At 31.0% G+C, this 13,594-nt stretch carries 14 protein-coding genes; 13 read left to right on the top strand and 1 reads right to left on the bottom strand.

Annotated elements, in window-relative coordinates:
* The first annotated feature begins 11 nt into the window (after nt 1–11).
* The 11 genes from C3L50_RS12195 to C3L50_RS12155 all read left to right on the top strand — a co-directional run bounded on the left by C3L50_RS12195 (nt 12) and on the right by C3L50_RS12155 (nt 10,451).
* A complete protein-coding gene (locus tag C3L50_RS12195; RefSeq protein WP_103806493.1) occupies nt 12–1,019 on the top strand; it encodes a helix-turn-helix transcriptional regulator in 1,008 nt (335 codons plus the stop codon).
* Between the two features lie 48 nt (nt 1,020–1,067).
* Nucleotides 1,068–2,027 (top strand): type IIL restriction-modification enzyme MmeI, encoded by a 960-nt coding sequence (locus C3L50_RS16500; protein WP_243400379.1) that lies wholly within the window; start codon nt 1,068–1,070, stop codon nt 2,025–2,027.
* A 47-nt stretch (nt 2,028–2,074) separates the two neighbouring features.
* Nucleotides 2,075–4,228, top strand: coding sequence for an Eco57I restriction-modification methylase domain-containing protein (locus C3L50_RS12190; RefSeq protein ID WP_243400378.1), 2,154 nt, complete (start codon nt 2,075–2,077; stop codon nt 4,226–4,228).
* Between the two features lie 2 nt (nt 4,229–4,230).
* A complete protein-coding gene (locus C3L50_RS12185; protein WP_103806447.1) occupies nt 4,231–5,019 on the top strand; it encodes a hypothetical protein in 789 nt (262 codons plus the stop codon).
* Between the two features lie 16 nt (nt 5,020–5,035).
* Complete coding sequence (locus C3L50_RS16345) at nt 5,036–5,176, top strand: hypothetical protein (RefSeq protein ID WP_165784009.1); 141 nt, start codon at nt 5,036–5,038, stop codon at nt 5,174–5,176.
* A 56-nt stretch (nt 5,177–5,232) separates the two neighbouring features.
* The gene (locus C3L50_RS16340; protein ID WP_165784008.1) at nt 5,233–5,400 is read left to right on the top strand and encodes a hypothetical protein; all 168 of its coding nucleotides are present in this window, start codon (nt 5,233–5,235) and stop codon (nt 5,398–5,400) included.
* 27 nt (nt 5,401–5,427) lie between these two features.
* Nucleotides 5,428–5,820: a DUF5053 domain-containing protein gene (locus tag C3L50_RS12175; protein ID WP_103806445.1), complete on the top strand. Its 393-nt coding sequence runs from the start codon at nt 5,428–5,430 to the stop codon at nt 5,818–5,820.
* A 130-nt stretch (nt 5,821–5,950) separates the two neighbouring features.
* Nucleotides 5,951–6,697, top strand: a complete 747-nt coding sequence (fabG, locus tag C3L50_RS12170; protein ID WP_103806444.1) for a 3-oxoacyl-[acyl-carrier-protein] reductase — start codon at nt 5,951–5,953, stop codon at nt 6,695–6,697.
* An 85-nt stretch (nt 6,698–6,782) separates the two neighbouring features.
* Complete coding sequence (locus tag C3L50_RS12165; protein ID WP_103806443.1) at nt 6,783–8,810, top strand: hypothetical protein; 2,028 nt, start codon at nt 6,783–6,785, stop codon at nt 8,808–8,810.
* Between the two features lie 60 nt (nt 8,811–8,870).
* The gene (locus C3L50_RS12160; protein WP_103806442.1) at nt 8,871–9,704 is read left to right on the top strand and encodes a DUF4846 domain-containing protein; all 834 of its coding nucleotides are present in this window, start codon (nt 8,871–8,873) and stop codon (nt 9,702–9,704) included.
* Nucleotides 9,705–10,451: a M15 family metallopeptidase gene (locus tag C3L50_RS12155; RefSeq protein ID WP_103806441.1), complete on the top strand. Its 747-nt coding sequence runs from the start codon at nt 9,705–9,707 to the stop codon at nt 10,449–10,451. It begins immediately after the preceding gene.
* 15 nt (nt 10,452–10,466) lie between these two features.
* Here C3L50_RS12155 and C3L50_RS12150 read toward each other — a convergent pair whose 3' ends face one another.
* Nucleotides 10,467–11,195 (bottom strand): YoaK family protein, encoded by a 729-nt coding sequence (locus C3L50_RS12150; RefSeq protein ID WP_103806492.1) that lies wholly within the window; start codon nt 11,193–11,195, stop codon nt 10,467–10,469.
* Between the two features lie 231 nt (nt 11,196–11,426).
* On the opposite strand from C3L50_RS12150, the gene C3L50_RS12145 reads away from it, so the two are divergent.
* Together C3L50_RS12145 and C3L50_RS12140 are read left to right on the top strand one after the other, a co-directional pair.
* Nucleotides 11,427–12,095 carry a response regulator transcription factor gene (locus C3L50_RS12145; protein WP_103806491.1) on the top strand — a complete coding sequence of 223 codons (669 nt, stop codon included), beginning with the start codon at nt 11,427–11,429 and terminating at the stop codon, nt 12,093–12,095.
* Nucleotides 12,096–12,099: 4 nt separating this feature from the next.
* Entirely contained in the window at nt 12,100–13,479 is a 1,380-nt protein-coding gene (locus C3L50_RS12140) for a sensor histidine kinase (protein ID WP_103806440.1), read from the top strand.
* Nucleotides 13,480–13,594: the final 115 nt, after the last annotated feature.

The following is a 13,594-nucleotide window of genomic DNA, read 5'->3' as shown; positions in this document are numbered from 1 at the left end:
AAAAAATCAGTATGTCAATCACTAAAAACGCAATAATTCGTTATCGAGCTTTAGACCGATGTTTTAGTAATTTTGGTCGTAAATTTTCAAACGAAGATTTATTAAAAGCCTGTAATGATGCACTCTATGATTATAATTTTACTAATGAGGGAATTAAGCGAAGACAACTTTTTGAGGACATTAAGTTTATGGAAAGTCCACAAGGTTGGGAAATTCCGTTGCAACGTAATAAAGAAGGTAGAAAAGTTTTTTACAGGTACGAAACCAAAGATTTTTCTATAAACAACCAACCCATAAACGATTTTGAAGTAGAAAAACTAAAATCCGCTTTGCTAGTTTTATCTCGTTTCAAAGGGATGCCACAATTTGAATGGGTTAACGAACTCATTTTGAAATTACAACAAGCGTTTCATCTTGACAGTTCAAAAAAAGAAATCATCAGTTTTGATGCTAACGAATATTTAAAAAATATTCATCTTATTGGCGATTTATTCAATGCCATTATCTATCAAAAAGTATTAGAATTGGAATATCAAAAGTTTGATAACGAACAAAGTAAAACTTTCGAGTTTCATCCTTATTATCTCAAACAATACAACAACCGTTGGTTTATTATTGGTCGATTTCCGAAATATGAAAACCTCACTCATTTTGCATTGGATAGAATTGTTCAATTCAAAGAAATAGACACAAAATTTATTGGAACCACAATAAATTTTAATGAATATTTTGAAGATGTTATTGGTATTTCTAAACCTAAAAATTCAACAATTGAAAAAGTAGTATTGCTGGCAACACCTACTTTAAAGCCTTACATTACAACTAAACCCATTCACGGTTCACAAAAAAGAATTTCTGAAAATGAAAATGGGTATCTATTTTCTATCGATGTTTTTATCAATTTCGAATTAGAAAATTTATTGCTTTCGTATGGCGAAACGCTAAAAATAGTAGAACCAAAATCGTTGCAAGAAACTATTAAAAATCGTTTGCTAAAAAATTTAGAAAACTATCTTTAATTTTTTTATTTACTTAACTTGTACCAGATATTAAAACACAACTATTCTATGCCTTTATTTCAAAATTCAGTTGTTACCAAACAGTTACAAAGCCAAGATAAATCTAAACTACTTGAAGGGTGGAATAATTTTAAAAACCATTTTCACAATCCAACCATTCAAGACAATATACGTTCGAGCAAAGAAATTCAATACCAAGGTGAATTTTTGATTGATTTGTTTGTAAATGTTTTGGGGTACACCAAGAATCCAACACCAAATTTTAATTTAAATACTGAATACAATAACGTAAAAGATAGTAAAGCTGCTGATGGTGCTATCCTCATAAAAAATAAGGTAAAAGCTGTAATTGAGCTGAAAGGAACCAATACTACCGATTTGAACAAAATCGAAGTTCAGGCTTTTGGGTACAAAAACAATCAGCCTGATTGCGTTTATGTAATCACTTCTAATTTTGAAAAACTACGTTTTTATATTGATAATGCTACCGAATATCTAGAGTTTAACCTTTTCACACTTACCGAAAAGGAATTTGAATTGCTCTATTTGTGTTTGGCTTATGAGAACATTGCCAACGATATTCCCAAGAAACTCAAAGAACAATCCTTGAGTCAGGAAAAAGACATTACCAAAGCTTTATACACTGATTATTCGCTTTTTAAACGTGAGTTACACCACGATTTAGTACAACAAAATCCAGATTACGATACCTTGGAATTGTTTCAAAAATCGCAAAAATTATTAGATCGTTTCCTGTTTATTTTCTTTGCCGAAGACCGAAATTTATTGCCTACTAATTTGATTTTCAGAATCAATCAAGAATGGCGACAATTGCAGGAAATGCGAATAAATATTTCGTTGTACGACCGTTACAAAATTTATTTTAACGATTTGAACCAAGGTGCCAAAGTCGTTCTGCCTGCGTTTTCGGAAACCAGAACCGCACAAAAGAAGAGCATCAGATATTTGCTTACAACGGCGGACTTTTCAAACCCGATACCATTTTAGATCACATTAAGATTGACGATGAATTGCTGTACCGTCATACTCAAAAATTGAGCAATTACGACTTTCAGAGTGAAGTAGATGTGAATATTTTGGGTCATATTTTCGAAAATTCCTTGAATGAATTAGACGAAGTAAAAACCCAAATCGAAGGCGGAAGCATTGACAAAGCCACCACAAAGCGTAAGAAAGACGGTGTTTTTTACACCCCAAAATACATTACCAAATACATTGTGGACAACACTGTTGGTAAATTGTGCATTGATAAAAAAGCCGAACTCCAAATTATTGAGGATGATTATTTTACCGACAAAAAACGAACCAAAGCTACCAAACAACCTTTATTAGAAAAACTGAACAGTTATAGAAATTGGTTACTACAAATTACGATTTGCGATCCGGCTTGTGGTAGCGGCGCGTTCCTGAACCAAGCCTTGGATTTTTTGATTGCCGAACACGGATACATTGACGAGTTGCAAGCCAAACTCTTTGGCGACGGATTAATTTTGAGCGATGTTGAAAAGAGCATTCTCGAAAACAACCTTTTTGGTGTGGATTTGAATGAAGAAAGTGTAGAAATTGCCAAACTTTCCCTTTGGTTACGCACCGCACAACCCAACCGAAAACTGAACGACCTGAACAGCAATATAAAATGTGGCAACTCTCTAATAGATGATGTTGCTATTGCTGGCGACAAAGCCTTTAACTGGCAAACTGCATTTCCTAAAATTTTTGACAAAGGTGGTTTTGATGTGATTATTGGAAATCCGCCTTATGTTAGGCAAGAGTTATTTAAAGAAATTAAGCCTTATTTAGAAAAGAATTATAAATGCTATAATAGCGTAGCGGATTTATACACTTACTTTATTGAAAAAGGAATTAATTTAATTAATAAAGATGGTCTTTTTTCATTCATACTTCCAAATAAATTTTTAAAAGCATCTTATGGCAAAGAAATTAGGAAAATAATAAAAGAAGAAAGTAATATTGAATTACTTTTTGATTTCGATGATTATCCAGTTTTTGATGATGCAATAACTTATCCGATAATATATGTTTTGAATAAAAAAAAGAATTTTGATAAAGACTATTTTATATATTCAGAAATAAGTAAAAAAGACAATACAGATGACCCTTTAAACCTTTTAAAAACAAAATCTGTAATTGTTAATTACAATTCTCTTAATGAAGAAAGTTGGCAATTTCAAGATGATAATAATAGTGAATTACTTGAAAAAATTAAAATTAATTCTATTAGTTTAAAAGATTTAATTGAAGATAAAATTTACAGAGGAGTATCCACAGGTAAAAATGAAGTTTTTATAATTCCCAAAGACATTGCTAATAATTTAATTAATGAAAAAAATAAAAATTTCATTAGAAAAATTGTTACTGGAAAAGAAGTTAAGAGAAACATTCTAACTTTTGACGATTTATACTTATTGTATATTCCTTGGGAATATGATTTAAATTATGACGAGAATATTAAAAATTATTTACTTGAAAAAAAAGAGTTACTTTCAAATAGACCAGAAGTTAAAGAAGGTAGATTTAATTGGTGGTGCTTGAGTAGATATGGTAGCAAAAATGCAGAATATCTATTTAAACCTAAAATTATTTATCCAAGAATAAATAACACCTGTAATTTTTATTTTGATTCTACAGGAGAATATTCACTTTCAGATAATAATTTTTTTATATCAACAGATGAAAAATATATTTTACCAATTTTAAATTCTAAACTCACATATTATTATTTAAAATCAATAGCATCAACACTTCAAGGTGGATATTTAGACTTTAGAAGACCATATGTTGAAACAATTCCAATAAAAACACCAAATAATAAAACAGAATTTGTAAATCTTTCAGAATCATTAATTAAAAATAACAAAGACTTACAAGAACAATCGCAAAAGTTTCAACGCACGATACAGCGCAAGTTTGAGTTAACGGATTTGCCCAAAAAATTACAAGATTGGTATTTGTTATCGTATTCGGAATTCATCAAAGAACTGGGCAAAAAGAAAATAAAACTATCGCTCTCGCAAGAAGCCGAGTGGGAGGAGTACTTCACGACAGAAGCCAAAAAAGTACTCGAAATCAAAACCCAAATCGACACCACCGACAAAGTCATAGACGCAATGGTTTATGAGTTGTATGGCTTGAGCAAGGATGAGATAGAAATTGTTGAAAAAAGTTAGTTATGGGTTGTGATATTTCCATATTAAGCAAACACAATTTGAATATTTCAAATGTAGAAACGTTAGCCATTGATTTATCAAACCGGTTTGGTTTCACTATCGAATATGGTTATTATGCCCGTACAGAATACAATCAATTGTTGCAAAATGGTTTAGAAGAAGATTTTATTTCATTAGGATTGATTGACAAACAGCCATTTGTAAAAAAGTACAAGTTGATAGATGAAAAATTTCAGCAAAAACAATTGTATAAAAAATTTGGAGAAAGCCTTTTTGATAAAAAAGAATATTGGTGGTGGTATGATGATGAAATGCCAAGCCAAGAAAGGATAACAGAAGAAAAAAAAGAGTTTCACATTACAAACTATTTTTTAGATATTCATTCTGAAACTGCAGAAAGTAGCTATTTGACCATTTATGATGAAATAGCTTCAAGCGATTTACATTATTATTCAAGATGGTGGCGTTTTTGTGATACGATACAATTACGAGATAATTTTGAAAATAGATATTTTCAAAATTTTAGAAAATCAGTAATGAAAGATACCTTGTTACTTGGTGGAGAAAAAGCCTATTTTGTAAATGACCAATGCAATCATTTAAAAGGAGTGGGGCAAGGAAGTGAAAACGAATACAATTGGCAAGAATTGGAAAATTATATCAATTCTATTGAAAGTTTAGAAGTGATTTCAATTTCAAGAACAGTTTTAGACCTCAATTACCAACTAAATGTAAGAAACAGAGAACAAAGAACACTCGCTTTTGTTGACGATTTCGAAGATTTACTTTAATCAAATAAGAAGAATTATGATAAAAGCAATAATAGGATTTTTTAAAAATCTGTATGAAAAAGAAATTGATTATGAATTTGAAATTGAATTTTCCATTTATGATGTAATAGCTGGAGTAGGAATAATAGTTTTTCTACTTTGGTTATTTTTAAAGTAAAATGTTAAACCATTTGTTTAATAACAAAAATGTTATTAATTTTGAAAAATCAAAATATGAATGATAAAGAACAATTCCAAATCGAGAAGAACAAAATTCAAAAAGATTTATTATTCTATCTGGAATTTTACAAAGAATTATCCAGTAGAAGTCCACAAATGAAAAAAGTGGTGGATTTAGAAATCAAAAAATTAGTTCAAAAACTAAAAGAACTTGGAAAGTAACATTACAATAATTTAAATGAGAAAGTTATGTTAGACGAAATCAAAAAATTAAAAGAAAAATATCAAAATACAGAAAACGAAAATGAAATCGCTGACATTCACAGTGAAATGAATTTGTTGTTTGCCGAAAATCCTGATACGTTTGCCGATTCATTATTGGAATGTATAAAAGAAAGCAATAAAAAAGCGGATGAATTGTTGTTAAAGCAAAAGTTAGAGGATATTTTGCCTGTAATATCAGTTTCTTATTTGGCTAAAAATTATTTCAAAAAAACACCACAATGGTTTTATCAAAGACTAAATGGTAATAATGTCAATGGCAAAGAAGCTCATTTTACGCACAAAGAATTAGAAACATTAGCCATTGCTTTAAAAGAAATAGGACAAAAATTAAGCACAACGGCATCACTCATACTCTGATAATTACAACTATAGATTCAAAATTTTAAAAGCTTTACTTCGGTAAGGCTTTTTTTATAGAACAAATTTTATAAAACGCTTAAATAATCTATATTTGTAATACAAAAAATAATCACACTAATTTTAGAATATGAAATTACTCGAAGGAAAAGTAGCCATCATCACTGGCGCAAGTCGCGGAATAGGAAGAGGAATCGCAGAAGTTTTTGCAAAACACGGTGCCAATGTGGCGTTTACTTACAGTTCATCTGTAGAATCGGCTCAAGCTTTGGAAAATGAATTGAATGCAATGGGTATCAAAGCTAAAGGATACCAATCCAATGCGGCCGATTTTAATGAAGCACAAACTTTTGTTGATGCCGTTTTGGCCGAATTTGGAACGGTAGATATTTTAATAAACAATGCCGGAATTACTAAAGACAATTTGCTAATGCGTATGTCCGAAGCTGATTTTGACCAAGTAATCAACGTGAATTTGAAATCGGTTTTCAATATGACCAAAGCTATTCAAAAAACGTTCTTGAAACAACGTGCTGGTTCCATCATTAATATTAGTTCGGTTGTTGGAGTTTCTGGAAACGCGGGTCAAACGAATTATGCCGCTTCCAAAGCAGGTGCCATCGGTTTTACTAAATCCGTAGCTTTGGAATTGGGTTCACGTAACATTCGTTGCAACGCTATCGCTCCAGGATTTATTGAAACTGAAATGACTGCAAAGTTAAGCGAAGAGGTGGTAAAAGGTTGGAGAGAAGGAATCCCGTTGAAACGTGGAGGAACGACTGAAGATGTTGCTAATGCTTGTCTTTTCTTGGCTTCGGATATGAGTGCTTATGTTACAGGACAAGTATTGAATGTTTGTGGAGGAATGCTTACTTAACAATTTAATGATTTTATGATTGAAAGATTTAAAGATTGTTGAAATTTTTAAATCTTTCAATTTTTCAATCTTTTAATCAAAAAAAATGACTACAAACACGATTCTATTACTATTGCTTTCTTTACTAATAGCAGGCGGTTTGTCGTTTTTTCAATATTATTACAAAGCCAAAACCAAGTCGAAAGTCAGCTTGGTTTTGGCTTTTTTGCGTTTTTTGTCCATTTTCGGACTATTATTGTTGTTGATAAATCCAATAATGAGTCGAAAAACATTGGAAACCATCAAAACACCATTGCCAATTGTGGTGGATAACTCCAGTTCAATTGTCGATTTGAAAGCCAAAGAAATGGCTTTAGAATTGTATAAAAAGCTTTCTGCCAACAAAGAATTACAGGAGAAATTCGAGGTTCAATCCTATCGATTTGACAGTGAATTTCAACAGTCAGACGAATTTGATTTCAAAGGAACTCAAACCAATTTAGATGAAGTAGCCAAAAGCCTGAAAAGCATCTATAAAAATACCGTTTTTCCAACGGTTTTGATAACTGATGGAAATCAAACCTCTGGAAATGATTATGTCTATTCTTTTGATGCTAATAATAAAATTTACCCTTTGATTGTTAGCGACACAACGACTTTTTTAGACTTAAAAGTAACACAGTTGAACGTCAATAAATATGCTTTTCACAAGAATAAATTTCCTGTGGAAGTATTTTTGAATTATTCTGGCAACAAAAACATCACGGCTGATTTTCGAATTTCGCAAGGGAATTCGGTTTTGGCAAAGCAAAGTATTTCTTTTTCTTCTTCGAAAAAAACGGCTATTGTAAACGTTTTGCTTCCTGCTGATAAAGTAGGTTTACAAGTTTTTAAGGCGACAATTTCTTCCAAAGAAAAAGAGAAAAATAGTTATAATAATACCAAGAATTTTGCCGTTGAAATCATAGACCAAAAAACGAATGTTGCTATAATTTCGGCAATAAATCATCCTGATATTGGAGCTTTGAAACGTGCGATTGAGTCTAATGCACAACGAAAAGTAACTGTTATTAAACCAAATTCAATCAATTCATTACAAGATTACAATGTTTTGATTTTGTATCAACCGACAAACGAATTTAAATCGTTTTTTGAAAAGAATAAAGTAGCTGGAATTAATACATTTATTGTAACAGGAAATAACACAGATTTCAATTTTTTAAACCAACAGCAACCCAATTTGGTTTTTAAAATGAGTGGTCAAAAAGAAGATTATTTGGCCGAATTTAATTCGCAATTCAATCTTTTTGCGATGGATGACATAGGTTTTGAAAATTTTCCGCCTTTGCAAAATCCTTTTGGAACGATAACCACAAACGGAAATGTTTCGACTTTGCTTTCGTCCAAAATCAGGAATATTAACACGAATGCTCCTTTATTGGCTTTTGCCGAAAATCAAGGCAAACGTTCGGCTTTTTTATTGGGAGAAAATGTTTGGAAATGGCGTTTACAAAGTCATATTGATCATCAATCTTTCGAAAAGTTTGATGTTTTTGTAGATAAGATCATCCAGTTTTTGGCTTCTAATGATTCCAAAAAATCGTTGGTGGTCAATCACGAAAGTTTTTATAATTCAGGAGAAGCCATCGAGATTTTAGCTTCTTATTTCAATAAAAATTACGAATTCGATGAGAAAGCGCGTTTGACTATTTCGGTAACGAATACCAAAACCAAGCAAGCCAAAAATTATGACTTGTTGAAAGGTAATAATTCGTTTAAGGTTAATTTAGACGGACTTTCGGCAGGTTCTTATAATTTTACGGTCAAAGAATTAATTTCAAAAACTAGTTATTCCAGTCATTTTGAAATTTTAGATTTTGATATTGAAAAGCAGTTCGTCAATCCTGATGTTCAAAAGTTAAACCAATTGGCTTCACAAACTCAAGGGAAAGTTTATTTTCCAGACCAAGTAGATTCTTTAATTAAAACACTTTTAGAAGATGAAAATTATAAAGCTCTTCAAAAAGAGATTAGTACCAAAACGCCTTTGATTGATTGGGTTTGGTTGTTGGTTTTGATAGCTATTATTTTGGCTGCCGAGTGGTTTTTGAGGAAATATAACGGGATGTTGTGATTAATTAATACAATATATTCAAGTTTTTTTCATTGTAGAAATAAACTAAAAGTCTAAATTATGAAAATTAAATTCTTATTTATTGCAGCAATTTTGACGGCTATTTTTTGTGCATTTTCATTTTCAAAGACAAATAATAGTGTCAAAAGCAATCTTTATGGGAATACCATCCAGCAACGTTTTCAGCCTCCAGTGGGATTTGTGAGACAAGCTGAATCTGAGTCTTCGTTTGGGCTTTTTTTGAGAAATCTTCCATTAAAACCTTTGGGATCTAACGTTTTGTATTTTGATGGAACAGAAAAATACAATCGAAATGTTTATGAAGCAGTAGTTAATTTACCCATTGGAAAACAGGATTTACACCAATGTGCCGATGCTGTAATGCGTCTAAGAGCGGATTATTTTTATAGTCAAAAGCAATATGACAAAATACATTTTAATTTCACAAATGGTTTTCGAGTTGATTTTAGCAAATGGGCGGCGGGTTATAGAATTGCTGTCAAAGGCAACAAAACGAGCTGGGTAAAAACGGCAAAACCGTCGGTTAGTTATGAAACGTATTGGAAATATTTAGAGACAGTTTTTATGTATGCAGGAACAGCTTCCTTAGAAAAAGAGCTAAAAGCAATTAAAGTTTCTGATGTGAAAATTGGTGATGTTTTTATAAAAGGAGGCTTTCCTGGTCATGCAGTTATTGTTGTTGATGTCGCCGTAAACCCTAAAACCAACCAAAAAGTGATGCTTTTGGCACAAAGTTATATGCCAGCACAGGAACTTCAAATATTGAAAAATCCCAATAACGTTTCAATAAATCCTTGGTATGATACCGATTTTGGTTCTACGTTGAAAACTCCAGAATGGACTTTCAATGCGTCACAATTAAAACGTTTTTAAATGAAACGATTCTTGATTTTACTCTTTATTTTCCAAAATGTTTTTCCGCAAGAAATTCCATTAAATGTACAAAAATTGATGAAAGTTTATCCGAATCAAATTGTTGGATATAAGGAAAACAAGATTATTTTTAGCGACAAATCCACTTTAATTTATGATGATTTTAAAAATAAAAATAATCAAGAATTAATCGACAATCCAGATATTGAGGATCAATTTAGGTTTGTTTACAGTAAAATAAACAAGAATTCAATGCCAAAAAAAGATCCAGGAAGAATTCGCAACGAAGTTTTTTTTAAGAAAATCTATGGAAATTCGAAATCCGAAGTAGAGTCGAAGTTGGTCGATATTATTTGGTGTCCCAAATTAGTTCATCAAAAAATAAAAGTAACTACGGTTAATGATATTGATAAAATTGTAACAAAACTATCGACTGAATTAGACCAACATCCAGAATTTCAAAAATACATTCAAAATATTGGAGGGACTTTTAATTGGAGAAAAATTTCAGGAACCAACCGATTGAGTATGCACAGTTTTGGAATGACTTTAGATATTAATATTAAAAAATCAAATTATTGGCAATGGGATTGTAAATGTACGAATGAAAATGCTACGCTTTCCTACCGCAATCAAATTCCTTTGAAGTTGGTCGCAATTTTCGAAAAGTATGGTTTTATTTGGGGTGGAAATTGGAAACATTATGATACAATGCATTTTGAATTTCGTCCTGAATTGTTGAATTAAAATTTGATAAGTCAATTATTTAAACGTTTTTCTCTTGATTAGATGAAACTTCAGACGCATATAATCATACCATTGTGCAATTAAGAGGAAGAAAGTAGCAATAAAAAGTGTTTTTATTTCCAGAAATTGGTAGATAATCCCACCCGAAAAACAGCCAATAAAAAAGAAGGTAATGATTGAAAAACGTAAAAATATACTAGATTTCAGTTTTTTAATTTCTTCTGGTTTTTTATAAAAAAACAATTGAGACAATTCGATTCCTAAATCAGTAAAAAGTCCTGTTAAGTGCGTGGTTCTAACTGTAGATCTTGAAATGTTGGTTACCAACGAATTTTGAATTCCCATTGCAAAAAGCATAAAAAAAGCAGTTAATTTACCTTCTAAAGTAAATAAACCAGTACTTGTTCCGAAGGCACCTACCGCAATCAAAATAATCATTTCTAGCGTAATGGGATATATATGAGACAAATCAGGATTTTTTATTGAAATAAATTCTTGTAAAAAACTAGAGAGAAACGAACCTAGGAGAAAGAAAACTGTAAAAACCAGAAAGGTAATTGCAGTAGCATAATTATGCTTCATTATTTCTTCGGCAAAAAAGGCAAAATGTCCCGTTACATTAGTTGTTAAAGTTTTCAAAGCCAAAACACCCGTAATATTGACTAATCCTGCTACAAAAGAAAGTAAAGTGGCCAATCTTAAATCGTGTGCAAAAGTTCTATTTTTACCTTTGTGCCGAAACATAATCTTTTTTGTTTGCGAATTCAAGTTATGAAACTAGACAAAATAGTAGTTTCTTGATGAATGTAAAATTACCTTATTTTTTTCAAAATTATGATTAACTATAGAAATAATAGTTGAATAAAATTAGCGTTTGTCAATTTATTTCAAACTTAATTTTGGCTTAATATTCTCTTTTAGAATTTTTGAAACACTTAATATAATAATTTTACGTTTCGAAATAGAACAATAATGGTGAAAATTTTAATAGTTGAAGACGAAATAGGAATAGCCAATTTTCTTAGACAAGGTTTGGAAGAAGAAGGATATTCTATTTTTGTTGCCAATGATGGAAAAACAGGTCTTGAATTGGCTTTAAGCCAAAAAGTAAATCTTATTCTTTTGGATTGGATTTTGCCACAAATGACTGGAATTGAAGTTTGCAATGCTATTAGAAAAACGGATGCCAAAACACCAATTATTTTTTTAACCGCCAAAGACACCGTTCAAGAAACCATCGAAGGACTCAAAGCAGGAGCCAACGATTACATCAAAAAACCATTTAGCTTTGATGAATTGGTCGAACGAATAAAAATACATTTCAGAAATCAATCTGAGTCAGAAATTCTAAAATTGGGTGGAATAGAAATTAATTTGACCAAACACCTAGTTACAGCTGGTGAAACAGAAGTTAATTTGACCCAACGCGAATTCGAATTGCTTAGTTATTTGATTCGAAACAAAGGAAAAGTGTGCACACGTAGCCAAATTATAGAAGATGTTTGGGACATTCATTTTGAATACGACACAGGCGTTATAGATGTTTTTATGAATGCTATTCGAAAAAAACTCAATCTCAACAAAGAAGAAGATTTAATCAAAACCATTCGTGGAGTTGGCTATATTGCGAATGATTTAAACTAATTGTATGTTTTCATTTTCCTTTAAAAACAGAATCGCTTTCAATTATATACTCAGTACCGCAATCTTAATTTCGGTGGTTTTTTTTGTGATTTATCAAATTACTTCTTTTAGCATCAACAAGCATATCAATGATGATATTTTAGAAGAATCGGAAGAATATTTGAAATTATTAGCCATTGACAGTAATAATTCTTTCTTGATTCAAGTAGATCAATGGCGAGAAAGAGACAATAATTCGGTAAAAGTGAATCCTGTTTTTGTCCAATTTTTTGATTACAACAATAAATTAATTGACAAATCTCCGAATCTGAAAGGGCTTCAACTTGAATTATACAGCGTTCAAAAAGACAATCAATTCGTAGATTCATTTTTGGATAAACAACCCATTAGGCAAATCCAAATTCCACTTTTAGCCAAAGGAAAAAAAGTGGGATACCTTTTTGTTGCAATGTCATTGGACGAGGCCACACTGATATTGACCAATTTGAGAACTACCCTTTATATTGCATTCCCGCTTATTTTAATTCTATTGTTCTTAATTGCGAGATTCATTGCGGGTAGAAGCATAAAACCCATCAAAATCATTACCCAAACTTCAAGCCAAATTACCAAAGATAATTTGAAAGAACGCATCGTTTTGCCTCAAAACAAAGACGAATTGTATGTTCTTTCGAAAACTATTAATGATTTATTGGATCGCATCGAAAATGCTGTAGAACGTGAAAAACAATTTACTTCGGATGCTTCACACGAATTAAGAACTCCACTGACCGTTTTGAAAGGAACCTTAGAAGTCTTGATTAGGAAACCCAGAACTCAGTCAGAATATGAAGAGAAAATTAGTTATGGAATTTCGGAAGTCAATAGATTAAATAATTTGGTTGATCAATTACTGTTATTGGCAAGATTCGAAAATCAGATTCAAAGTTTGAAAACCGAAAAAGTATATTTGAATGCCTTATTATTAGACATTTTAACAAGATATTCATTGAAGGCTAATGAAAAAAAGATTAGTATAAATCATCAATTTTTTGAAGAATATTATGTTCAATCAGATAGTTATTTAGTGTCAATTATTTTAAGTAATATCATTAGCAATGCCATCAAATATTCGAATGAAAATGGGGCGATTTCAATAACGCTTTCGCAAAATGAAACGACTACGATTTGCACCATTTCAGACAATGGAATCGGTATTTCGAAAGAAGATTTAGGTAAAATTGCAAATCCTTTTTATCGTTCGAACCCAACCAATCATCCTGAAATAAAAGGTTCAGGCCTAGGACTTTCCATCGTAAAGCGATTGGCAGAATTATTAAACATTCAATTTAAAATTCAAAGCGAAATCAATAAAGGAACTTCGGTAATTTTAAGTTTTAAATAATATAAAATAAGCATTATCTAAGTGTTAGTAGAATATTAATTAAATATTAAGGTTGTTTGTATTTTTGATTTGATTTAAATACCTATTTTTATAAATTATTAGTAAACTCCAGTTT

Origin of the sequence: Flavobacterium alvei (genome assembly GCF_002920895.1) — a bacterium.
Lineage (GTDB): Bacteria > Bacteroidota > Bacteroidia > Flavobacteriales > Flavobacteriaceae > Flavobacterium > Flavobacterium alvei.
The sequence above is the reverse complement of the archived record's forward strand: the minus strand, read 5'-3'. Positions and strand labels throughout refer to the sequence as shown.